The 23,556-nt window shown below is 64.9% G+C and carries 19 protein-coding genes; 5 read left to right on the top strand and 14 right to left on the bottom strand.

From position 1 onward, the window contains the following. Positions 1-105: 105 nt before the first annotated feature. Positions 106-1,068: an aspartate carbamoyltransferase catalytic subunit gene (locus L0V05_RS01265; protein WP_234867625.1), complete on the bottom strand. Its 963-nt coding sequence runs from the start codon at positions 1,066-1,068 to the stop codon at positions 106-108. Between the two features lie 102 nt (positions 1,069-1,170). On the opposite strand from L0V05_RS01265, the gene L0V05_RS01260 reads away from it, so the two are divergent. Both L0V05_RS01260 and moaB read left to right on the top strand, forming a co-directional pair. Then, a complete protein-coding gene (locus L0V05_RS01260) occupies positions 1,171-1,977 on the top strand; it encodes a uracil-DNA glycosylase (protein ID WP_234867623.1) in 807 nt (268 codons plus the stop codon). Continuing rightward, on the top strand, positions 1,974-2,516 hold the full coding sequence (gene moaB, locus L0V05_RS01255; protein WP_234867621.1) for a molybdenum cofactor biosynthesis protein B: 543 nt from the start codon (positions 1,974-1,976) through the stop codon (positions 2,514-2,516). The genes L0V05_RS01260 and moaB overlap by 4 nt, the downstream gene beginning before the upstream one ends. Positions 2,517-2,518: 2 nt before the next feature. Here the strand turns inward: moaB and L0V05_RS01250 are convergent, their stop codons facing one another. Beyond that, positions 2,519-3,313: a protein-disulfide reductase DsbD domain-containing protein gene (locus L0V05_RS01250; RefSeq protein WP_234867619.1), complete on the bottom strand. Its 795-nt coding sequence runs from the start codon at positions 3,311-3,313 to the stop codon at positions 2,519-2,521. A 119-nt stretch (positions 3,314-3,432) separates the two neighbouring features. Here L0V05_RS01250 and L0V05_RS01245 point away from each other — a divergent pair, with 119 nt between their 5' ends. Further along, positions 3,433-3,987, top strand: coding sequence for a YqgE/AlgH family protein (locus tag L0V05_RS01245; protein WP_234869167.1), 555 nt, complete (start codon positions 3,433-3,435; stop codon positions 3,985-3,987). Between the two features lie 3 nt (positions 3,988-3,990). Here L0V05_RS01245 and L0V05_RS01240 read toward each other — a convergent pair whose 3' ends face one another. Together L0V05_RS01240 and deoC are read right to left on the bottom strand one after the other, a co-directional pair. Beyond that, entirely contained in the window at positions 3,991-6,327 is a 2,337-nt protein-coding gene (locus L0V05_RS01240; RefSeq protein WP_234867617.1) for an aldehyde dehydrogenase family protein, read from the bottom strand. A gap of 3 nt (positions 6,328-6,330) precedes the next feature. Then, positions 6,331-7,329 (bottom strand): deoxyribose-phosphate aldolase, encoded by a 999-nt coding sequence (gene deoC, locus L0V05_RS01235; RefSeq protein WP_234867615.1) that lies wholly within the window; start codon positions 7,327-7,329, stop codon positions 6,331-6,333. Positions 7,330-7,526: 197 nt separating this feature from the next. Between deoC and nhaD the strand changes: the two genes are divergently transcribed. Continuing rightward, positions 7,527-8,825, top strand: coding sequence for a sodium:proton antiporter NhaD (gene nhaD, locus L0V05_RS01230; protein WP_234867613.1), 1,299 nt, complete (start codon positions 7,527-7,529; stop codon positions 8,823-8,825). Positions 8,826-8,830: 5 nt separating this feature from the next. Here nhaD and L0V05_RS01225 read toward each other — a convergent pair whose 3' ends face one another. From L0V05_RS01225 to L0V05_RS01195, 7 genes are all read right to left on the bottom strand, one after another. Next, positions 8,831-9,205 carry a Na+/H+ antiporter subunit G gene (locus L0V05_RS01225; RefSeq protein WP_234867611.1) on the bottom strand — a complete coding sequence of 125 codons (375 nt, stop codon included), beginning with the start codon at positions 9,203-9,205 and terminating at the stop codon, positions 8,831-8,833. A gap of 10 nt (positions 9,206-9,215) precedes the next feature. Continuing rightward, on the bottom strand, positions 9,216-9,485 hold the full coding sequence (locus tag L0V05_RS01220; protein WP_234867609.1) for a K+/H+ antiporter subunit F: 270 nt from the start codon (positions 9,483-9,485) through the stop codon (positions 9,216-9,218). Beyond that, entirely contained in the window at positions 9,482-9,973 is a 492-nt protein-coding gene (locus tag L0V05_RS01215) for a Na+/H+ antiporter subunit E (protein WP_234867607.1), read from the bottom strand. Before L0V05_RS01215 ends, L0V05_RS01220 begins: the two co-directional genes overlap by 4 nt. A gap of 5 nt (positions 9,974-9,978) precedes the next feature. Continuing rightward, positions 9,979-11,493, bottom strand: a complete 1,515-nt coding sequence (locus L0V05_RS01210; protein ID WP_234867604.1) for a monovalent cation/H+ antiporter subunit D — start codon at positions 11,491-11,493, stop codon at positions 9,979-9,981. Further along, entirely contained in the window at positions 11,490-11,846 is a 357-nt protein-coding gene (locus tag L0V05_RS01205; protein ID WP_234867602.1) for a Na+/H+ antiporter subunit C, read from the bottom strand. The genes L0V05_RS01210 and L0V05_RS01205 overlap by 4 nt, the downstream gene beginning before the upstream one ends. 1 nt (position 11,847) lies before the next feature. Then, positions 11,848-14,688, bottom strand: coding sequence for a monovalent cation/H+ antiporter subunit A (locus tag L0V05_RS01200; RefSeq protein ID WP_234867600.1), 2,841 nt, complete (start codon positions 14,686-14,688; stop codon positions 11,848-11,850). A gap of 124 nt (positions 14,689-14,812) precedes the next feature. Beyond that, positions 14,813-15,736 carry a DMT family transporter gene (locus tag L0V05_RS01195; RefSeq protein ID WP_234867598.1) on the bottom strand — a complete coding sequence of 308 codons (924 nt, stop codon included), beginning with the start codon at positions 15,734-15,736 and terminating at the stop codon, positions 14,813-14,815. Positions 15,737-15,851: 115 nt separating this feature from the next. Here L0V05_RS01195 and ade point away from each other — a divergent pair, with 115 nt between their 5' ends. Continuing rightward, on the top strand, positions 15,852-17,552 hold the full coding sequence (gene ade / locus L0V05_RS01190; RefSeq protein WP_234867596.1) for an adenine deaminase: 1,701 nt from the start codon (positions 15,852-15,854) through the stop codon (positions 17,550-17,552). Positions 17,553-17,555: 3 nt separating this feature from the next. Here the strand turns inward: ade and L0V05_RS01185 are convergent, their stop codons facing one another. The 3 genes from L0V05_RS01185 to L0V05_RS01175 form a co-directional block, all read right to left on the bottom strand. Then, the gene (locus L0V05_RS01185) at positions 17,556-19,001 is read right to left on the bottom strand and encodes a sigma-54-dependent transcriptional regulator (protein ID WP_234867594.1); all 1,446 of its coding nucleotides are present in this window, start codon (positions 18,999-19,001) and stop codon (positions 17,556-17,558) included. A gap of 204 nt (positions 19,002-19,205) precedes the next feature. Continuing rightward, entirely contained in the window at positions 19,206-21,101 is a 1,896-nt protein-coding gene (prpE, locus tag L0V05_RS01180) for a propionate-CoA ligase PrpE (protein ID WP_234867592.1), read from the bottom strand. A gap of 116 nt (positions 21,102-21,217) precedes the next feature. Further along, positions 21,218-23,494 (bottom strand): NADP-dependent malic enzyme, encoded by a 2,277-nt coding sequence (locus L0V05_RS01175; RefSeq protein ID WP_234867590.1) that lies wholly within the window; start codon positions 23,492-23,494, stop codon positions 21,218-21,220. Positions 23,495-23,556 lie beyond the last annotated feature (62 nt).

Here is a 23,556-nt window from a genome sequence, read left to right as displayed (position 1 = left end):
ACTACGCCTGACGGTCAGGCCGACTCACAGATAGTATACCCTTGGCACGCGGCGCCGATCATGCAATGCACGCCAACTCGGTCAGTTGAGCCCGCACTGTGACAGTCAAGCTCCAGCTTCGGCCGCCACCCTTCCGCGTTCCGCCTTCAGATTGCGCGCGAGAAGTTCCATGCAGGCCATCCGCACGGCGACGCCCATCTCGACCTGATCCTGGATGACGGAGCGGTTGATGTCGTCGGCGAGCGTGCCGTCAATCTCGACCCCCCGGTTCATCGGACCGGGATGCATGACGATCGCATCCGGCTTGGCATAGGCCAGTTTCTCGGCATCGAGCCCGTAGCGATGGTAGTATTCGCGCTCGGACGGGATGAAGCCGCCATCCATCCGCTCCTTCTGGAGCCGCAGCATCATCACCACGTCGGCGTCCTTCAGCCCCTCGGCCATATCATCGTAGACCTCGCAGCCGAACTCGGACACGCCCGACGGCATCAGGGTCGGCGGAGCGATCAGGCGGATGCGGTTCTCCATCTTGCCTAGCAGGATCAGGTTCGAGCGGGCGACGCGGCTATGGGCGATGTCGCCGCAGATGGCGACCGTAAGCCGATGCAGCCGGCCCTTGGCCCGGCGGATGGTCAACGCGTCGAGCAGCGCCTGCGTCGGATGCTCATGCCGGCCATCGCCCGCGTTGAGGACGGCGCAATTGACCTTCGAGGCCAGCAGGTTGACCGCGCCCGAGGAGGAATGGCGCACCACCAGCAGGTCCGGCTGCATGGCGTTCAGCGTCATTGCCGTGTCGATCAGCGTCTCGCCCTTCTTTACGCTGGACTGCGCGACCGACATGGTCATCACATCCGCCCCCAGGCGCTTTCCGGCCAGTTCGAAGCTTGCCTGCGTGCGGGTCGAGTTCTCGAAGAACATGTTGATCTGGGTCATCCCCGCCAGAACGTCGGTCCGCTTGATCGTGCGGCGGTTCAGATCGACGTAGCGTTCCGCGAGGTCGAGGACGGTGGTGATCTCATCGGGGGCGAGATGCTCGATTCCCAGCAGGTGACGGGCACGGAACGGCATGGGGCCTCCTGGGACTGGATCGGGTTGGGCCGGTTATAGAAAGGGTGCCCGTCGCGGACAAGCCGGGTTGTTCCCGGCCGGAGGCGGGCATAGGTTTCCGGCATGGAGCATGACAGCGAGTTTCATGCCGCACTGGCGGCGCTGGCCTGGCAGATCGACCTCGGCGCCGACGAGGCGATCGGCGAGGCGCCAGTGAACCGCTATGAGGCCGTTGCCACCCCCGAGCCGGCAGTGGTGGCCGCGACGGTCGCTCCCGCGCCCGCCCGCCGCACGGCGGAACCACCGCCAGAGGCGCCCGCGGTCGATGCGGTCGCCGAGGCGCGGGCAGCAGCCGGCGCAGCGCGCAATCTCGATGAGCTGAGAGAGGCTCTTGCGGGCTACGAGCATTGCGAGTTGAAGAAGGGCGCCCGCTCGCTGGTCTTCTCGGATGGCAATCCGCAGGCGCGCGTCCTGGTGCTGGGCGAGGCTCCGGGACGGGACGAAGACGTGCAGGGCAAGCCCTTCGTCGGACGCGCCGGACAGCTTCTGGACAGGATGTTCGCCGCGATCGGGCTTGGCCGCACCGCGCCTGCTGCGGAACACTCGCTCTACATCACCAATGTGATGGTCTGGCGGCCGCCGCAGAACCGTGATCCCACGCCCGAGGAGATCGCGATGATGCTGCCCTTCGTCGAGAAGCATATCGCGCTGGTCGATCCGGATGTGATCGTGGTGATGGGCAACACGCCCTGCGCCGCGCTGCTGGGTCAGCGGGGGATCACCCGGCTCCGGGGCAAGTGGACGCAGGCACTGGGGAAGCCGGTGCTGCCGATGTTTCATCCGGCCTTCCTGCTCCGACAGCCGCACATGAAGCGCGAGGCCTGGGCGGATCTGCTGGAACTGCAGTCGAAACTGAGGACCATTGCATGAGCCGCATCGACGAAAGCATCGCCTTCGTTCCAGTCCGCATTGCCGTCCTGACCGTGTCAGACACGCGGACAGCGGGTGACGACCGCTCGGGCGACACGCTGGTCGAGCGGCTGACCGGTGCAGGGCACGTCCTGGCCGAACGTGCCATCGAAAAGGATGACCGCGCTGCCATCGCCGCGCATCTGCGCCGCTGGTGTGCCGACCCGCAGGTCGATGTGATCCTGACAACCGGCGGCACCGGCCTGACGGGCCGCGACGTGACGGTTGAAGCACATCGCGACGTCTACGAGAAGGAAATCGACGCCTTCGCTACGGTCTTCACCATCGTCTCGATGCAGAAGATCGGCACCTCCGCGGTGCAGTCGCGCGCGACGGGGGGCGTGGCACAGGGCACCTATCTTTTCGCCTTGCCCGGCAGCCCGGGGGCCTGCCGCGATGCCTGGGACGAGATCCTGAAATGGCAGCTCGACATCCGCCACCGGCCCTGCAACTTCGTCGAGATCATGCCCCGGCTGGAAGAGCACCGGCGCCGAAAGTAACCCTAGTTTGACGGGCAGCCCTTGATCTCGACCGCGCGATCCGGGCCGAGCACGGTCAGGGTCAGGTTGCGACGGTCCAGCGCGATCGGCCCACCCGAATCCGACACCATATCCGCCGAGGCGAAAAGCGTGCCGCCCTTGCGGGTCACATCGGCGTCTGACACCCAGACAGGCACTGGACCGGGCTCGATCACCACCGTCTCCTTGCCGCCAAGCGGGGGAAGGGACATGCGGGCGGTGATCGTCAGCCCGTCGTCGGATGGGGATACCTCGCAGGAAATCGCGTTAGCGCCAGCCTGGTTGGCAGGGATCGGCTGATCTGCAAGCGCCGCCTTGATAAGCGGATCGGACTGGCCTGTGCCGCTCAGTTCCGCCTCGACACTTACGCTTGCCGGCATGCAGATGTCGTTGCAGACGCCAAGATCGATCGAGGCGACAAGGCGGATGGGTTTCGACGGATCGGTGGCTGTCAGTTCCAGCGGCAGGACAAGATGCTTCTTGTAGCCGATGGATTGCATTCCATTCAGGTCGAACACCTGCGGACGCGGCCAGTGATAGCGAACATCGGCAAGGTTCTCCGAGCGAGACCAGTCAAACTCGGGCGGGATGCCCGCATCGCCCGGACTGCGCCAGTAGGTCTTCCAGTTGGGAGCCAGGTCCAGCGCCAGCGCAGCCATTCGCCGGCCATCCTGCATCTGCCAGCCCGGCAGCAGGCGCACCTGCAACACGTCCGAAGCCGTCTGGGCGGCGGCGGGCAGGGCGGTCAGGCCAAGAAGGAACAGCACACGGGTCAGCATGAGCCTGATATGGCCTCTCTCGCGGCAAGGATGAAATCACATTCGGGCGACGAGAGGTGAGGTGTTGCAACATTGTCCTTGAGCGGCGGAAGCGCCGCGCCCATCTTCAAGGAATGACATTGGATCTGTCGGGCAAACTTCTGGTCGCCATGCCCGGTATGGGCGACCCACGCTTCGAACGCAGCGTGATCCTGATCTGCGCGCATTCGGACGAGGGCGCGATGGGGCTTGTAGTGAACAAGCCCGTGCCGGAACTGAGCTTCGGCAGCCTGCTTGACCAGCTGAACATCCCTCGCGTGCCCGAAGGGCGTGACATCCGCGTTCATCTCGGCGGGCCGGTCGAGCGGGGGCGCGGATTCGTGCTGCACTCTCGCGACTGGTGGGCCGACAAGGCGACGATGGACGTGCCGGGCGGTTTCGGCATGACGGCCACGCTCGATGTGCTGGCGGCCATTGCACGTGGGGATGGACCGCAATCGGCGCTTTTGGCGCTTGGCTACTCTGGCTGGGGGCCGGGGCAGCTCGAGGCGGAGATCGGCCGCAATGACTGGCTGACCGCCGATGCGCCGGCCGATCTGGTGTTTTCATCCGACGACGGCGGCAAATGGTCGACCGCGCTCCGCCGCATGGGGATCGACCCGCTGACCTTGTCCTCGACGGCGGGCCGGGCCTGAGAGCTACTCTCCGTAGGGAACCCAGATCGTCTTGACCTCGGTTGCCGCGCGCAGGAAAGCGCGGCCTTCTCCCTCTGCTGTCCAGTCGCGGGCGCGACCGTAATTGACCCAGGTGCGCTTCAGATTGCTGGCCGCTTCCTTCTCCACCAGCCCCGAGACGTCGGCGGCCGAGAAGGACCAGACGGCATCGACATCCATATGGCCCGCCAGAGTCTTGGCCAGCTCCGCATGGCCTCCGGTGACGATATTGACCACGCCACCCGGCACGTCGGAGGTGTCGAGCACCTGGTAGAGGTCGGTCGCGGCCAGCGGGAAGGCTTCGGACGGCACGAGGACGACCGCGTTCCCCATGGCGATCGCCGGGGCCATCAGGCTGACGAGACCCAGAAGCGGCGTCTCGTCGGGGCAGAGTGCGCCGATCACGCCGACGGGTTCGTTCATGGCCAGCGCCACGCCCCGGATCGGCACCGACTTCGCCACGCCGTCAAATTTGTCGGCCCAGGCGGCATAGGTGAATAGCCGCTGGATCGACGCTGCCACCTCGGCCTCGCCCGAGCGCCCGGTCATGTCGCGCAGGCGCGCGGCGAATTCAGCCGAGCGGGCGGCCAGGTTCTCGGCGATGTAGTAGATCACCTGCGCCCGGTTGTGCCCGGTGGCCTTGCCCCAGCCTTTCGCCGCATGGGCGGCCTCGACCGCGTTGCGGATGTCCTTGCGGTTGCCGATTCCGACATGACCGAGGAGCTTGCCCCGGGCGGACCAGATCGCCTTGGAATAGCCGCCATCGGGCCGTGCCTGCTTGCCGCCTATGTAAAGCTTGGCGGTGCGGTCGATGCCTTCCACGACGGCTTCGTTCGGAGCGGGCACGGCGGCGACGGGCTTCAGTGGTTTCGCTGTTCCGGCGGGCTTGAGATAGGCCATGAGCCCCTCCCATCCACCTTCGCGACCAAAGCCAGACTCGCGCACCCCGCCAAAGCCAGCGGCGGCGTCGAACAGGTTCGTCGCATTCACCCAGACGACGCCCGCCTTGATCTTTGGGGCAATGTCGAGCGCGAGGTTCAAGTTCTCGGTCCAGACACTGGCGGCAAGGCCGTAACGGGTGTTGTTGGCCAGAGCCACCGCCTCCTCCGGCGTGCGGAAGGTCATCGAGACGAGGACCGGGCCGAAGATTTCCTCCTGCATCAGCCGGGACGAGGCGGAGAGGCCGGTGATCAGCGTCGGCGGGTAGAAGCAGCCGGCTGGCACGGGCGTTGCGGCGCGGTAGGTCTCGCCTTCCGTGTTGCCATCGACCATCGCGGTGATCGTGGCCAGCTGGACCGGGTCCACCACCGCGCCCACGTCGATGCACTTGTCCAGCGGATCGCCGATCCGAAGGCCATCCATTCGCCGCTTGAGCTTCTGGTGGAACCGCTCGGCCACGCCTTCCTGCACCAAAAGGCGGGACCCGGCACAGCAGACCTGGCCCTGGTTGAACCAGATCGCATCCACCAGCCCCTCGATGGCAGAGTCGAGGTCGGCGTCGTCGAAGACGATGTAGGGCGACTTGCCGCCCAACTCCAAGGTCAGCGCCTTGCCCGAGCCCGCCGTCGCCTCGCGGATGCGTCGGCCGACTTCGGTCGAGCCGGTGAAGGCCACCTTCGCAACATCTGCCGCAACCAACGCCGCGCCGGTCGCTCCGTCTCCGGTCACGACGTTCAAGGCGCCCTTCGGCAGCCCGGCCTCGCGGCTGATCTCGGCGAAGAGAAGCGCGGTCAGGGGCGTGTATTCGGCGGGCTTCAGCACGACAGTGTTCCCCGCCGCCAGCGCCGGGGCCACCTTCCATGCCAGCATCAGGAGCGGGAAGTTCCAAGGGATCACCGCGCCGCAGACGCCGACCGGCACCATCCCCGGCAGCTCGCTGTCCATCAGCTGGGCAAGACCCGCGTGGTAATAGAAGTGGCGCGCGACCAGAGGCACGTCGATGTCGCGGCTTTCGCGGATCGGCTTGCCGTTGTCCAGCGTCTCGAGCACCGCAAACAGCCGCGAATGCTTCTGCACCAGCCGGGCGAGGGCGTAGAGGATGCGTGCCCGCTCATGCCCCGGCGTCCGCCCCCATTTCGCTTGCGCCCGCGTCGCGGCCTTCACGGCGGCGGCCACATCGGCCTCGGTCCCTTGCGTGACCTGCGCCAGTTCGGTGCCGGTCGCGGGGTTCTTCGTGGCGAAGGTCTGGTGCGGCTTGGTCCAGCCGCCGTCGATCCAGTGGCCAAAGCGGTTGTCGTGAGCCTTCAGCCAGTCCATCGCCTCGGCCGACCCTTCGGGGGCAGGGCCGTAGTCCATCGTCTGGAAGATGTCGCGGATGGTCATGGCTTACCCCATCGGATGGCGGTTGGCGGCCGAGTAGCGGCCGGTGACGAAGTGCTCGAGCTGGCGCTCGATGTCGCCCAGAAGCGAGGAGGCGCCAAAGCGGAACAGGTCGGGCTGGAGCCAGGGCAGACCAAGCTCGTCCTTCATCAGCGACAGGTAGACGAGCGCGTCCTTGGCCTTGGAAATGCCGCCCGCCGGTTTGTAGCCGACCTTGATGCCTGTCCGGTCCTCGTAGTCGCGGATCGCCCGGATCATCGTCAGGCTGACGGGCAGGGTGGCGTTCACCGACTCCTTGCCGGTCGAGGTCTTGATGAAATCCGCCCCCGCCATCATGCAGACAAGGCTCGCGCGTTCGACATTCCGCAGCGTCCCGAGTTCGCCGGTCGCGAGGATCGCCTTCACATGCGCCTCGCCACAAGCTTCGCGCATCTCGGCCATCTCGTCGTAGAGCGCCTGCCAGTTGCCGGTCAGCACATGACGGCGGGAGATGACGATGTCGATCTCGCGCGCGCCGGCCTTCACGCTTTCGCCGATCTCGGCGATGCGCAGGCGGTAGGGGGACAGGCCAGCGGGGAAGCCGGTGGACACGGCGGCGACCGGGATGCTCGTGCCTTCCAGCGCCCGGACGGCGGTCTCGACCATTTCGTGATAGACGCAGACCGCGCCGGTCGTGATGCCGGACATGCCGAGCGCTTCGAGCAGGTCCGCCCGCACAGGCTGGCGCGCCTTGGCGCAAAGCCGCTGCACCCGGCCGGGCGTGTCGTCGCCGGAGAGCGTGGTCAGGTCGATCAGCGAGATCGCCTTCAAGAGCCACGCCGCCTGGAATTCCTTCTTGACGCTCCGCCTCCCCGGCAGCGTCGCGCAGCGCCGCTCGATGGCCGAGGTGTTGGCCTGCACGCCGGCGACCCAGTCGAGGTCAAGCGGCATCCCGGGATTGCGGACATGGGTGACCTGCGGCAACAGGTCCGTCGCCGCGACGGTTGGCGTGGGGTGGGTCTGCACGGGGGGCCTCCGGGTGCTCCTGCAACAGGAAGGTTCGCACGGGCAGGGTTGCCGTTGCAAGCCGGCAGGACCCCACGCCTTCATCATTTTTACCAATTGGTCAATAAATCGCCGATGGCAGTGGGATCGAGGGTCTTGACCGGGCGCAGACCTTCGTGCGCACTGCGCCGACCTAACAGTAGGGAGCGTGACCCAAGATGCTTGATCTGACCACCCATTGGGCCGGCTTCCTGTCGATCATCATCTTCGTTGTCGCCTATGTCCTCGTGACGCTTGAGGAAAAGACGCACCTGCGAAAATCGAAGCCGGTGATGCTAGCGGCCGGACTAATCTGGCTGCTGATCGGAATTGCCTATTCCTCGGCCGGGATGAGCACGGAAGCCCATGCCCAGGCGACCGAGATCATCGAGGAATATGGCGAGCTTTTCCTGTTCCTGCTGGTCGCCATCACCTACGTCAACACGCTGGAAGAGCGCCGCGCTTTCGAGGTGCTGCGGGCGAGGCTGGTGCAGGCCGGACTGAGCTATCGCCAGCTGTTCGTGTTGACCGGAGTCCTGTCGTTCTTCCTGTCCTCGGTGCTCGACAACATGACGACGGCGCTGGTGATGGGAGCCGTCGTGATCGCGCTCGGGTCGCACAGCCCGCGCTTCATCGCCATCGGCTGTGTCTCGGTCGTGGTCGCGGCCAATGCCGGCGGGGCCTTCTGCCCGTTCGGGGACATCACGACGCTGATGGTCTGGCAGCAGGGCAAGCTCGAGTTCTTCGAGTTCTTCAAGCTGTTCGTGCCTTCTGCCATCAACTGGATCGTTCCGGCGGCCTTCATGTATTTTGCCGTGCCGCAGGCACGACCGGAGCCGATGACCGAACGGGTGCGGGCCAAGCCGGGCATGACCGGTGTCGCGGTCCTGTTTGCGCTGACCATCGTCACGGCCGTGGCGTTCAAGAACTTCCTCGATCTGCCGCCCGCGCTCGGGATGATGCTGGGCCTCGGCTACCTGCAGGTCTGGTCCTATTTCCTGCAACGCAAGGGTAGCCGGCTGAGTGACGAGGACATGGTGCTGGACAGCTTCAGCCAGGTCCAGCGGGTGGAGTGGGACACACTCCTGTTCTTCTTCGGGATCATCTTCGCGGTCGGCGGGCTTGGTGTTCTGGGTTACCTCTCGCTCCTGTCCGACGTGCTTTACACCGGCCTCGGTCCAACGTCCGCCAACATCATCATCGGTGCCCTTTCGGCGATCATCGACAACATCCCGCTGATGTTCGCGGTTCTGACCATGGATCCGTCGATGTCCGATGGCCAGTGGCTGCTCATCACCCTGACGGCCGGAACGGGCGGATCGCTCTTGTCGATCGGATCTGCGGCGGGGGTGGCGCTGATGGGGCTTGCGCGGAAGGGCTATACCTTCTCAAGCCACCTGAAATGGAGCTGGGCCGTCGCGCTTGGCTATGCGGCCGCCATCGTCGCGCATCTTGTCCTGAACGCACATCTTTTCTGACCCTGTCAGAGGTGCCGGGCATCGCGGTCGCCGGGATCGCCATCAAAGGTCGCCCATCCGCGGGCCGTGCCGGTGGGCGGCAGGTCTGACGGCTTCATGTTCCGGTGCAGATGCGCCTTGGCCAGAAACAGCGCAGTCACGGGCGAGGTGATGAACAGGAAGACCACGATCAGAAGCTCCTGCCAGGTCACCAGACCTTGAACCAGCTTGAAGTAAAGCACCGAGGCCACAAGCGTTGCGCCAACCCCGACGGTTGTCGCCTTGGTGGGCCCATGCAGCCGCTTCATCGGATCGTTCAGCTTCAGAAGACCGAAGCTGCCGACCAGCCCGAACAGGCCACCCAGGACCAGAAGGGCCGAGATGACGATTTCCGCGATCATGGCCGCCCCCTTACTCGATGATGTTCCCGCGCAGCATGAACTTGCTGAACGCGACGGTAGAGACGAAGCCGGTCATGGCAAACAGCATCGCTGCCTCGAAGTTCACGCCGCTGCCAGTCAGAAGCCCGTGCAGCACGATCAGCGCGATTATGTTGATGACCATCGTGTCGGCGGCCAGGACCTTGTCCGGAAGGCCGGGCGCGCGCAGGACAACCCAGAGGTTCATCAGAAGCGCGATGCCGAAGCAGCCGATGGCAAAGAGAAGCGCATAGGTCATCATCCGAAGATCCTCTTCAGGCGGGCCTCGTAGCGGGTCTTGATCTCGTCCCGGACCGCGTCGGGGTCGGGGGCGTGGAGCGCATGGACCAAAAGCGCACGGCCATCTGCCGACATCTCGGCAGTCACGGTGCCGGGCGTGAGAGTAATGGTGGCGGAGAGGACCACGATCCCTTCGGGCACGGTCAGGTCCAGTGGCACGGTGATCCAGGCCGGCTGCATCCGGTCGTTCGGCATGAACAGCACCAGCCGCGCCACGACGAAGTTCGCGACGATGATGTCCCACAGCACGACCGCGCCGAATTCGAGGATCGCGGGAAAGTTGCGGATCGGCACGCTGCTAGGCCAGAAGGCCGCGATCACGATCGGGATCAGGACGGCGAGGATGGACGCCAACACAAGACTGCCAAGCATCACGTGGTTGACCAGCAGGAACCAGGTGACGAGCAGCGCGGCGGATAGCCAGGGATGGGGGAAAAGCTTGCGCAGCACGGCCCTCATCCCCCCACCGGCAAGGCATTGGCTGCGATGTAGGGCGCTGGAGCATGAAGCTCCGCCACAGTCGTGCCGAGCCATGCGGTCAGCGGGCCGGCAAAGACCGTAAGCCCGGTCAGAAGCATCAGAAGCAGCCCGACGGCGACAAAGGGCAGGGCGGCGGGCGGATCCTCCGGCTCGGGATCCGGCTCTGCCGGAATGGCCGAGGACTTCCAGAACAGGAGGCTCCCCGCCTGGGCGAAGCCGACGATCATCAGAAGCGAGGTGATCAGGATCACCGGCCAGACCAGCATCATGTCGCCGCGGGTCGCATCGAGGATCAGAAGCTTGCCAAGGAAACCCGACAGCGGCGGCATCCCCGCCATGGCGATGGCACCGGCGAAGAACAGCGCGGCGATCAGGCCTGATTGAGGGGTGGACGGGCGCGCCTCGGCCAGAGACCCCGAGCCGCGGCGGGAAACAGCCAGATCGGCGATCAGGAACATCGCCGCTGTCGCGAGCGTCGAGTGAAGCAGGTAGTAGAGGGCGGCGGTCGTTCCCGCCTGGGAGAAGACAGATATGGCGGTGAACAGCGTGCCCATCGACGCGATGGCGGCAAAGGCCACCATCCGGCCGACCGACCGCGCGCCCAGAACTCCAAGCGCGCCGAGGATCAGCGTGACGAGTCCGGCGGGCAGGATCAGATCGGCAAACATCGTGCCGGTCGCGGGCGTCACGGGTGGGAAGATCAGCGTATAGACCCGGATCACCGAATAGGCCCCGACCTTGGTCATCACCGCGAACAGCGCCGCCACCGGCCCCGGCGCGTTGGCATAGGTGCCCGGAAGCCAGAACTGCACGGGTACCAGTGCCCCCTTGATGGCGAAGACCAGAAGCAGCATCACCGCGCCGACCCTGATCAGCGCCGCGTCACCTTCGGGCAGGGTTGCCACCTTCTGCGCCAGATCCGCCATGTTCAGAGTGCCGGTGACCGAATAGATCGTCGCCAGCGCAAAGAGGAACAAGGTCGAGCCGACAAGGTTGAAGGCCACGTATTGCACGCCCGCCTTCAGCCGGTTCCGGCCGCCGCCGTGGATCATCAGCCCGTAAGAGGCGATCAGCAGCACCTCGAAGAAGACGAACAGGTTGAAGGCGTCGCCGGTCAGGAAGGCGCCGTTTAGCCCCATCAACTGAAACTGGAACAGCGCATGGAAATGCCGCCCGCGCGCATCCCAGCCCGTGCCAATTGCATAGAGGGTGACGGGCAAGGCCAGCGCGGCCGTCAACAGCAACATCAGCGCAGACAGGCGGTCAAGAACCAGCACGATTCCGAAAGGCGCGGGCCAGTCGCCAAGAAAATAGACCTCAGGCCCGGTCAGGGTCGTCGAGCAGATCAGCACAAGGGCAAGCACAGCCAGAGCGAGCGTGCCTCCAAGCCCGATCACCCGTTGGAGCAGGATGTCGTGGCGTGCGACCAGCACGGCCAGCGCACCAAGTACGGCGGGAAGCAGGACGGGAGCGATGATCCAGTGGTTCATCGCCGCGCATCCTCGTTTTCTTCGGCGGCGGAGCGATCAATGTCGATCCGGTCGTCGCCCGCCTCCAGATAGGCGCCAAGGCCCATCATCACGATAACTGCGGTCATCCCGAAGGAAATGACGATGGCGGTCAACACCAGAGCCTGCACCAGCGGGTCGGTATAGCCGGCCGCCGTTTTCGACCAGATCGGCGGTAGCCCGATGGCAAGGCGGCCCGAGGCGAAGATGAACAGGTTGACGGCATAGGACAGGAGCGACAGGCCGACGATGACGGGAAAGGTCCGCAGCCGCAGGATCAGATAGACCCCGCCCGCTGTAAGAAGCCCGATGGCCGAGGCGACAAGCAGCTCCATATCAGCCCCTCCTGTCCGAAGGGTCGATGTCGAAGGGGCGGGCATTCACCGTCTCGCCCGCCCGCACCGCCAGGCGCGAGATCGAGGCGAGCGCCAGCATCACCGCACCAAGAACCGCAAGGAACACGCCAAGATCGAACAAGGCGGCAGTCGCCAACTCGAACTCCTCAAGCGGCGGCAGGTGGACATAGCCGTAGGCCGAGGTCAGGAAGGGCAGCCCGTTGAACCAGGCGCCGGCACCGGTTGCCGTGGCGATCAAGATGCCTAGCGCGATCAGCACGTGGAAGTCGATCCGCATCCGCGCTGCCGCCCAGCCAAAGCCGGAGGCCATGTATTGCATGACGAAGCCGATGGCGATCACGAGGCCCGCCACGAAGCCGCCGCCCGGCTGGTTATGGCCGCGCAGGAAGATGAACACGCCCACCATCAGGATCAGGGGCAGAAGGATTCGGGTAACCACAACCAGCATCATCGGGTGGCGGTCGCCGGCCTCCGGCGTTTCAGGTTTCCAGGCCAGCAGGCGGTCATTCGCCGCCCCGCCCTTCAGAAGCGCTTCGGCCAGCGCATGGATGACGAGTGCCGCGATGCCCAGGACCGTGAGCTCGCCATAGGTGTCGTAGCCGCGGAAATCGACAAGGATGACGTTGACGATATTGGTGCCGCCGCCGCCCGGCTTGGCATTGTCGATATGGAAGGCGGCGATCGAGGGGAAGGCGAAATCCCGCGTCATCAGCGCATAGGCCAGCGCGCCCACGGCAAGCCCGACAGCGCCCGCCAACACCGCGTCGCGCCCGCGCCGCGACGGGCTGCTTTCGCGCGGCGTCTCCTTCGGCAGGAAGTTCAGCGCAAGGAGCAGCAGGATGATCGTCACCACCTCGACCGAGATCTGGGTCAGGGCAAGGTCCGGGGCGGAGAGGTAGGCGAAGGTCACCGAAACGATCAGGCCGACAATCCCCAGAAGAAGTAGGGCGAGCAGCCGGTTGCGGTGCAGAAACAGAAGCGCGACCGTGGCGGCGACAAGCAGCAGCCAGCCAGCCACCGCCAGCGGGTCCATCGGTGCACCAATACGGGTGCCGGGCACATAGGCACCGCCAAGGAAGGCCCAGAGACCCGCTGCCAGCATCGCGGCCGTTCCGATGGCGAAGGCACGCGACATAGAACCGTCATGCAGGCGATCGGTCATGCCCAGGGAGGCCCTGCGGATGCCGCCCACCACTCCATCGAACATCCGCTTGGCATCGGGCTTCGGCGCGGCGAGCCACAGGCGGTCGAGCGGCGCGAAGGCTGCCAGCACCACAAGACCACCCAGCAGCGCGATGATCGACATCCAGAGCGCCGGCGTCACGCCATGCCAGAGCTTCAGATGAACATGCACCGCCTCGCCGGTGACAGCCGTAGCGCCGGCATCGACGATCCAGCCGAACAAGGCCATCGGGGCAAGGCCGCCGACCACCGCAATGGCGCAGAGCAGCGCTGGCGCTGCCCAGAAGCCCAAGCCGGGGTCGTGGGGTTTGTGCGGATAGTCGTCGCGCACAGGGCCGAGGAAGACATGGGCGATGAAGCGATAGGAATAGGCGGCGGACAGAAGCGCGCCGATGGTAGCGAGCAGCGGCACTAGCCAGGCCTGACCGGCCCAGACGACATGCGTCGTCTCTTCCAGCATCATCTCTTTCGACAGGAAACCGTTCAGCGGCGGGATGCCTGCCATCGCCAGCGCGCCGATCGTGCCGATGACGAAAGTGATCGGCATCAGGTGGCGCAGACCGCCGAGGCGGCGGATGTTGCGGGTATGCGCCTCGTGATCGACGATGCCGGCGGTCATGAACAGCGCGGCCTTGAAGCTTGCATGGTTCAGGATGTGGAACACCGCGACTGTTGCCGCCTCGGCTGTGCCAAAGCCCAGAAGCATGGTGATGAGGCCAAGATGGCTGACGGTCGAATAGGCGAGCAGCGCCTTCAGGTCGTCCTTGAAGAGCGCGATCTTGGCGCCGACGAGCAGGGTCACCAGGCCGGTGGTGGCGACGATGTAGAACCACGCCTCCGTCCCCGCCAGCACGGGCCAGAGCCGCGCCATCAGGAAGATGCCGGCCTTCACCATCGTGGCCGAGTGCAGATAGGCCGAAACCGGTGTCGGTGCCGCCATGGCGCGGGGCAGCCAGAAGTGGAAGGGGAACTGCGCCGACTTGGTGAAGCAGCCAAGCAGGATCAGCAGCAGCGCGGGGACGTAGAGGGGCGATGACTGGATGGCCGCCTTCTGCGTCAGGATCACGCTCAGGTCATAGCTGCCCGCGATCTGACCGAGGATCAGCATGCCTGCGATCATCGACAGGCCGCCGAGCCCGGTGACGGTCAGCGCCATCCGCGCGCCCTGCCGCCCCTCGGGCAGATGCTTCCAATAGCCGATCAACAGGAAGGACGAGAGCGAGGTCAGTTCCCAGAACACCAGCAAAAGCAGGATGTTGTCCGACAGAACAATCCCCACCATCGCGCCCTGGAACAGCATCAGGTAGGTGAAGAATTGACCCATCGGGTCGGCCTTGGACAGGTAGAAGCGGGCGTAGAGGATGATCAGCAGCCCAATGCCAAGGATCAGCCCGGCAAACATCAGGCCGAGTCCGTCCAGCCGGAAATTCGCGTTCAGTCCGATCTGCGGCAACCAGTCGATCCGCGTTTCGACCACCCCGCCTGCCAGTACCGTCGGCACGTTGAGCCCAAGCATCAAAAGCGCCAGCCCGGTGAAGAAGGCTGCCGACAGCGCGCAGGCGTCGCGGCCCGCCCGGATCATCAGACCGGGCAGAAGCGCGCCTAGGAAGGGAAGCGCCGCGATCAGGGCGGGGGACATCAGCGGTGCGATCCAATCTTTCTGGGGCCGGCCCGGACGCCGGCGGAAGGGTTGGTCTTTCCCCTTTTTCGGCCAGAAGGACAAGCCGGGTCAATCCCTTGGGCTCAGGAGTTGATCTGGCCTCTCAACCCTGCGGCGTCATCGACTTGCGCTGCCTTGCCCGTTCGATCCCCAGTTTCCGCTCGCGCCAGATGATGAGGATCCCCGCCGCAACGATGAGCGCCGCTCCCCCCAACATCGTCCAGGTCGGCAGTTCGCCAAAGAGGAAGTAGCCGAAGAGAAGCGAGAAGATCATCGAGACATATTCGAACGGCGCTACGACCGAGGCATCCGCCTCGCGGTAGCTCGAGGTCAAAAGGATCTGGCCGACGCCACCCAGAAGCCCCGCGCAGACCAGGAGTAATGCTTCGGTCCCGGTCGGCCACACCCAGCCGAAGGGCAGCGTCAGAAGCGACAGGAGAGATGCCGTAACCGAGAACCAGAAGACGATGGTCGCGGTCGGTTCGGTATCGACGAGTTTTCGGACGAAGACCTGCGCCAGCGCCGCGAACAGTGCGCCGCCCAGCACCAGCACCGCGCCAAGCGTTTCGGCAAGTTCGACCTCGCCGTCCTTCAGGCTGGTCATCCGGGGCGACAGCACGATCATGACACCGATCAAGCCTAGTCCGACGGCCGACAGTCGGAAGACGCGTACGTCCTCGCCCAGGAACATTGCCGCGAAGACGACGGTCAGCAGCGGGGCGGCATAGCCGATTGCCGTGACTTCGGGCAGGGGCAGGAATCCCAGACCGGCAAAGCCCAGGCCCATGGCGATGGTGCCCATCGCGCCCCGCCAGAAATGGCCCATCGGCTGCGCGGTCTTCACACCTTTCGAAAGCTCGCGGCGCCACAGGAGCCAGCCAAGGATCACGGGAATGGCGAAGAAGGACCGAAAGAACACGGCTTGTCCCGGCGGCACATGCTCGGCGGTGATCTTGATGATCGCCGCCATGATGATGAAGACGAGGACGGAGGCGATCTTTAACGAGATGCCGCGCAGCGGGCGCATCGCTATCTCCTGAAGCGGATGTTGCGGTGATAGCCGGTCGCGGCCCAACCGCAACCCCGAATGCGCTGGACGCCCCGACGACCTTGCGCTTCACTGCTGGGAAAGGAGACCGCCGATGACCAGATCCGCCCTTGCCGACCTTATCGATCAGGGCAGGGGTGTTGTGCCTGCCGATCTGGTGCTGAAGGGCGGCCGGATGTTCGATCTGGTCACTGGGGAGTTGGTCGAGACCGATGTCGCGATCTGCGGCGATACCATCGTCGGCACGTTCGGAACCTACGCGGGCAAGCGCGAGATCGACTGCCAGGGAAAGGTTCTGGTTCCGGGCTTCATCGACACACACCTGCACATCGAAAGCTCGCTGGTCACGCCCTTCGAGTTCGACCGCTGTGTGACGCCTCGCGGGATCACCACAGCGATCTGCGACCCGCATGAGATCGCCAATGTCTGCGGCCTGACCGGAATACGTTATTTCCTTGAATCTGCGGTGGAAACCGTCCTTGACCTGCGGGTACAGCTGTCGTCCTGCGTGCCCTCGACGCATATGGAAACCGCTGGTGCCCGGCTTGAGGCGGAGGATCTGATCCCGCTGATGGATCACCCGAGGACGCTGGGGCTGGCAGAGTTCATGAACTATCCCGGCGTCCTGATGAAGGACGAGGGTTGCCTCGCCAAGCTTGGCGCCTTTCGCGGCCGCCATATCGACGGTCACGCGCCGCTTCTGTCCGGCAAAGAGCTGAACGGCTACCTCGCAGCCGGCATCCGCACCGAGCACGAGGCGACGACGGCCGGAGAGGCGCTGGAAAAGCTGCGCAAGGGGATGCGGGTGCTGATCCGCGAAGGATCGGTCAGCAAGGATCTGCATGCGCTCGCACCGATCCTGACCGAGCGGAATTCACCCTATCTGTGCCTCTGCACCGATGACCGCAACCCGCTCGATATTGCCGAGCATGGCCATCTCGACCACATGATCCGCACGGCCATCGCGCTTGGCTGCCCGCCGCTGGCCGTCTATCGCGCGGCGAGCCTTTCGGCGGCCGAGGCCTTTGGCCTGAAGGATCGCGGGCTGATCGCGCCCGGCAAGCGTGCCGACATCGCGGTGATCGACAGTCTTGAGGGTTGCCATGCGGCGCTGGTCCTCGCCGGGGGTGTCATCGCGGATGAGGTGGCCTTCGCCAAGCGCCGCATCGTGCCGCCGGTTGCCCGCGCATCCGTCAAGTCGGCGGTCCTGAAGGCCGAGGATTTTCGTACCGCGGGCAACCGTGCCGAGACGCCGGTAATCGGCATCCTGCCCGGGAAGATCATCACCGAGCATCTGACCTTCGACATCCCGCCCGAAAATGGCGACAAGCGGCCTGACCTTGCCCGCGACCTGGTGAAGATTGCGGTGATCGAGCGGCACGGGGTGAACGGCAACCGCGCGACTGGTTTCGTGAAGGGGTTCGGCCTCAAGCGTGGGGCGATCGGATCGACGATCTGCCACGACCATCACAATATCGCGGTGGTGGGGGCGGATTATGCCGACATGGCCCTGGCTGCCAATCGGCTGGTCGAGATCGAGGGCGGGTTCGTTGTGGTCGAGGGAGGGCGGGTGCTGGCAGAGTTGCCACTGCCTGTCGCCGGGCTGATGAGCCTGGAGTCATTCGAGATCGTCCGGGACAGGCTGGTCGGCCTGCGCGCTGCCGCGAAATCACTGGGCGTGATACTTGAGGAGCCCTTCCTGCAACTTGCCTTCCTTGCCCTGCCGGTGATTCCGCATCTGAAGATCACCGACCATGGTATGGTCGATGTGGATCGGTTCGAGATCATCGGCTGAGGATCAGCCCTTCCGGCCGGACCAGCTTTCAAGCTTGCGGTAGAGAGTGGAGGGCGACACGTCGAGCACCCGCGCCGCCTTGGGGACGGATCCGCCGTAGCGCGAGATTGTCGCCTCAATCACCAGCCGTTCGATCTCGGCCAGTGGCCGACCGATCAGGTCGTCCGGTCCCGGTTCGATCCGGATCGGATCAGCTGGTGTCGCCTCGACCGGCAGCGTCTCGATGTCATGGACCATCTCGAAGGGCAGCATGCCAAGGCTCACCTTGCCGCCGGAATTCAGGACCACGACGTTGCGAATGACGTTGAGCAGCTGGCGCACGTTGCCGGGCCAGTGAAGGCGGCGGAACAGGGTCCTCACGTCGTCGTCGAGACCGTCGAACTGCCGGCCCTCTTCCGCGGCGAAGCGGGCAAGCGCCGCTTCGGCGATCTCGATGACGTCGTTGCCGCGATCGCGCAGGGGCGGCATGTGGATCGGGACGACATAAAGGCGATAGTAGAGATCCTCGCGGAACCTTCCGCGCCGGACTTCTTCCATCGGGTCGCGGTTCGTGGCGCAGATGATCCGGACATTGACCTTGCGTGGCTTGGTGGCGCCCACCGGTTGCACGGTCGAGGTTTGGAGAAAGCGCAGGAGCTTGGTCTGCAGCCCGATCTCCATCTCGCAGATCTCGTCGAGAAAGAGTGTTCCGCCATCTGCTGCCACCGCCGCGCCCGCCTTGTCGGCGATGGCGCCGGTGAAGCTGCCCTTCACATGGCCGAAGACCTCGGATTCCAGCAGGTCCTGCGGAATGGCGCCGCAGTTCAACGGCACGAAAGGACCACCCGCCCTGGCAGAGGACTCGTGGATCGCCTGTGCGCAGAGTTCCTTTCCTGTCCCGCTTTCGCCGGTGATGAAGACCGAAGCCATCGAGGGGGCGACAGACTTGATCCGCTCGAACACTCTCGACATCGATGCGGAAGAGCCAAGGAACAGGTCGCCCGGACCGGACGGGTGATCGTGCCGGACGGGCCGGGTCGGTCGGTGTTCGGAGGAGACCGCGCTTTCGACAGCGGCAAGAAAACGCGATTCATCGAATGGCTTCACCAGGAAGTCGTGCGCGCCTGCCCGCATCGCCTCGACCGCCAGACTGACCGAGCCATCCGAGGCCATGACGATGATCCGCGCGTCGGGATAGCGGCTGCGGATGCTGGAGACGACTTCGAGACCGTTCTCGTTCGGCAGCTTGAGGTCGAGCAAGATCAGATCCGGCAATCGGGAGGCCAGAACTGCCAGAGCTTCGTGCCCCGTAGCAACGGCTGTGACCGCATGGCCCGCACGGGTCAGGACCGACTGATAGACTGCGCGAAGGGCAGCCGCGCCTTCGACCACAAGAAGGGCCAGCGGCGCCGTGCCGGACCCCTTGCCAATACCGCCCGAAGGCGACCGAATATCGCGCGTTGATTGCATTCTGCTGCGACGTTACGCGACCACAGCCTGCCATCCAACCGCGAATTCACCCGGCTGAAGCCGCGGGCGCGCAGAGCAGCCGAGTTTGAGCACGAATGCTCAATCCGGAAAAGTCGGTCGGGAGGAAAAGGTTGCTTTACGCAAGTAAGACTGGCCGATGCCAGAAATCGGCCAGTCGTCATCTCTGTCCGAACGCGTGAGCGTTCAGGTCGCCTTAGCGTAACCGAGCGTCATCAGCGCCTGGGTGATCTCGTCAAGAATCGCGGGATCATCAATCGTCGCCGGCATCTTCCATTCGGTTCCGTCGGCAATCTTGACCATCGTGCCGCGCAGGATCTTGCCAGAGCGGGTCTTGGGAAGGCGTTCGACGACAACGGCCTTCTTGAAGTCCGCCACCGGCCCGATCTTTTCCCGCATCAGCTTCACGCATTCCTTGACCACGTCCTCGTGGTGCCGGGTCGAGCCGCGGTTGAGGCACAGGAAGCCGAGCGGCGACTGGCCTTTCAGCGTGTCCGACACGCCGATCACGGCGCATTCGGCGACATCGGGGTGGCTGGCCAGAACCTCTTCCATCGCGCCGGTGGACAGGCGGTGACCGGCGACGTTGATGACGTCATCGGTCCGGGCCATGATGTAGAGGTATCCGTCCTCGTCGATATAGCCGGCATCGCCCGTCTCGTAATAGCCGGGGAAATGGTCGAGGTAGCTCTTGCGGAAGCGTGCCTCGGCATTCCAGAGCGTGGGCAGCGTGCCGGGAGGCAGCGGCAGCTTGATCGCGATCGCGCCGAGCGTTCCAGCGGGCACCGGATGGCCGCCCTCATCGAGCACCTGCACGTCGTAGCCGGGCATCGGCACCGATGGCGAGCCGATCTTGACCGGCAAAGGCTCAATCCCGAGCGGGTTGCCGGCAATGGCCCAGCCGGTTTCGGTCTGCCACCAGTGGTCGATCACCGGCACGTTAAGATGGCGCTGCGCCCACAGGATCGTATCGGGATCCGCGCGCTCGCCGGCCAGATACAGCGCCTGAAGCGCGGACGTATCGTACTTTTCGACGAGCTTGCCTTCGGGATCGTCGCGCTTGATGGCGCGCAGCGCTGTCGGCGCGGTGAAGAAGCTCTTGACGCCATATTCATCGATCACGCGCCAGAAGGTGCCGGCATCGGGCGTGCCGACGGGCTTGCCTTCGAAGACGATGGTCGTGCAGCCGGAAATCAGCGGGCCGTAGCAGATATAGCTGTGGCCGACGACCCAACCGACATCGGACGCGGCCCAGAAAACATCACCGACCCCGACATTGTAGATGGCGCGCATCGTCCAGGACAGCGCAACCAGGTGGCCCGCGGTCGGGCGGACGACGCCCTTCGGCGCGCCGGTCGTTCCAGAAGTGTACAGGATATAGGCCGGGTGGTTGCCTTCGACCGGCACGCAGTCGGCAGGTTCGACGCCATACTGGAAGCTGTGCCAGGCCACGTCGCGGCCCTCGACAAGCTTTGCCACTTCCTGCTCGCGCTGGAGGATCACGCAGAACTCGGGCTTGTGGGTCGCCATGTCGATCGCGCCGTCGAGAAGCGGCTTGTAATGCACGACGCGGCCAGGCTCGATCCCGCAGGAGGCGGCGATGATCGCCTTGGGTGTGCAGTCGTCGATCCGCACCGCCAGCTCTGCCGCGGCAAAGCCGCCGAAGACGACCGAGTGGATCGCCCCGAGCCGCGCGCAGGCCAGCATCGCCTCCAGCGCCTCTGGCACCATCGGCATGTAGATGATGACCCGATCGCCCTTGGTGATGCCTTTGGCCTTCAGCGCCCCGGCCAGGCTTGCGACGCGGGACTGAAGCTCGGCATAGGTGATGACGCGCTTGGAATGGGTGACGGGGCTGTCGTGGATGATGGCCGGCTGGTCCCCCCTACCCGCGAGCACATGCCGGTCGACGGCGTTCCAGCAGGTGTTCACCATGCCGTCGGAAAACCATTCATAGAAGGGGGCGCGGTCGGCAAACAGCGCATGGGTCGGCTTGCGGATCCAGTCAATTGCGCCGGCGGCGTCCATCCAGAATCCCTCGGGATCAGATTTCGACCGCCCGTAGATCTCAGCGTATGCCATTGTATACCCTCCTCCCGGAATGCGTCTGTTATGCGTCAGTCAGCGCGCCGCGCAAGTTTTTAGCAAGGCCGCGGCTGCGACCCTGCGTCACGTTTTGCGCTAACGGAGGTCAGACGTCAGGAGTAGTGGGTGACCGGAGTTCCTGCGAGAGCGGACATGTTCAACAGTCCACGCGCCGTGACGGAAGGCGTGCAGATATGTGCCTTGTTGCCCATGCCCATCAGGATCGGCCCGACTTCCAGAGCGTTTGCCTTCATCTTCAGGATGTTGCGCACGCCAGATGCCGCATCGGCGTTGGCGAAGACCAGCACGTTCGCGGGCCCGTCGAAGCGCGACTGCGGAAAGATGCGTGCCCGGATCGCCGGATCGAGCGCCGAGTCCGTATGCATCTCGCCCTCGTAGGCGAAATCGGGCTCGCGGGCATCCAGCATTTCCATCGCCTGCCGCATCCGCCGCCCGGTGTCGCAATCGAGGTTGCCGAATTGCGAATGCGAGCAGAGGGCGATCTTGGGGACAAGGCCGAAGCGTTTCACATGCCGCGCCGCGCCGATCACGGTGTTCATGATTTCGACGGGGGTCGGTTCGGGGTGGACATGGGTATCGGCAATGAAGAGAGGTCCGTCTTCCAGGATCATCAGGCTGAGCGCCCCGATGGGTGACAGTCCCCCACGGGCCAGGATCTGGCGGACGTAGTTCAGGTGCCAGAGGTACTGACCGAAGGTGCCGCAGATCAGGCTGTCGGCCTCGCCGCGATGGACCATGATCGCGGCGATTGCGGTGGTGTTGGTGCGCATGACTGCGCGCGCAATGTCCGGGGTCACGCCGCGGCGGGCCATCAGTTCGTGATAAGTGCCCCAGTAGTCGCGATAGCGCGGGTCATTCTCGGGGTTGACCAGTTGGAAATCGCGCTCGGGGCGGATCGGCAGGCCAAGGCGTTCGCAGCGCGCCGACACCACGTCGGGGCGACCGATCAGGATCGGGCTGTCATCGGTTTCCTCGATCATCGCGAGAGCCGCTCGCAGCACGCGGTCGTCCTCGCCCTCGGCGAAGACGATCTTGCGATGGGCGTCGCGCGAGGCCTCGAAGACCGGGCGCATGATGAGAGCCGAGCGGAAGACCGACCCGTCCAGCCGCTCGCGATAGGCCTCTAGGTCGGCGATCGGCCGGGTTGCGACGCCGGTTTCCATCGCCGCCTTGGCCACGGCGAAGGCGACAACCCCGATCAGACGCGGGTCGAAGGGCTTGGGGATCAGGTAGTCAGGGCCGAAGTTCAGGCGCTCGCCCTGATAGGCCGCTGCGGCTTCGGCGCTTGTGGTGGCTCGTGCCAGTTGGGCGATACCGTCGATGCAGGCGATTTGCATGGCATCGTTGATTTGGGTCGCGCCTACATCAAGTGCTCCGCGGAAAATGAACGGGAAGCAAAGGACGTTGTTCACCTGGTTCGGATAGTCTGACCGGCCCGTCGCGATGATGGCCTCCGGGGCCACCTTCCGAACTTCTTCCGGCAGGATTTCGGGCGTTGGGTTTGCAAGCGCGAAGACGATGGGCTTCGGTGCCATCTTCGCGACCATTTCGGGTTTCAGGACGCCGGGGCCGGACAGGCCCAGGAACAGGTCCGCGCCCTCGATCACCTCGGCCAGCGTCTTCGGTTCGGTGCCTTGCGCATAGTCCGCCTTCTGCGGCGTCATCTCGGCCTCGCGACCCTTGTAGACAAGGCCCGCCAGATCGCACAGCCAGACATTCTCGCGCTTGACGCCCAGCTTCAGCAGCATGTTGAGGCAGGCGATGCCTGCCGCCCCGCCGCCAGTCGAGACGACCTTGATCTGGTCAAAGCGCTTGCCGGCGACATGCAGCGCGTTGGTCGCCGCGGCGCCGACGACGATTGCCGTACCGTGCTGGTCGTCGTGGAAGACGGGGATGTTCATCCGTTCGCGGCAAAGCTTCTCGACGATAAAGCAGTCGGGCGCCTTGATGTCCTCGAGGTTGATCGCGCCAAAGGTCGGCTCCAGCGCGCAGACGATATCCGCCAGACGGTAGGGATCGGGTTCGTTCAACTCGATGTCGAAGCAGTCGATATTGGCGAACTTCTTGAAGAGGACGGCCTTGCCTTCCATCACCGGCTTGGACGCGAGCGCCCCGATGTTGCCAAGCCCCAGAACCGCGGTGCCGTTCGTGACGACGGCCACAAGGTTGCCGCGTGCGGTGTAGCGGCTGGCGGTCGCCGCATCTGCCTTGATCTCGAGACAGGCCTCGGCGACGCCGGGCGAATAGGCGCGGCTCAGGTCGCGGCCATTGGCCAGCGGTTTGGTTGCGCGGATCTCCAGTTTGCCGGGCTTGGGCAGTTCGTGATAGTCAAGCGCAGCCTGCCGGGCGTTGGTGTGGGCCTCGTCCATGGCGTCCTCCCTTTGCGATGGTTTAGCGTTAAACTATCTCCACCGCTCTGCAATCTCTCCCT

This window comes from Alitabrizicola rongguiensis, from assembly GCF_021491355.1.
Classification (GTDB): Bacteria; Pseudomonadota; Alphaproteobacteria; order Rhodobacterales; family Rhodobacteraceae; genus Aliitabrizicola; species Aliitabrizicola rongguiensis.
The sequence above is the reverse complement of the archived record's forward strand: the minus strand, read 5'-3'. Positions and strand labels throughout refer to the sequence as shown.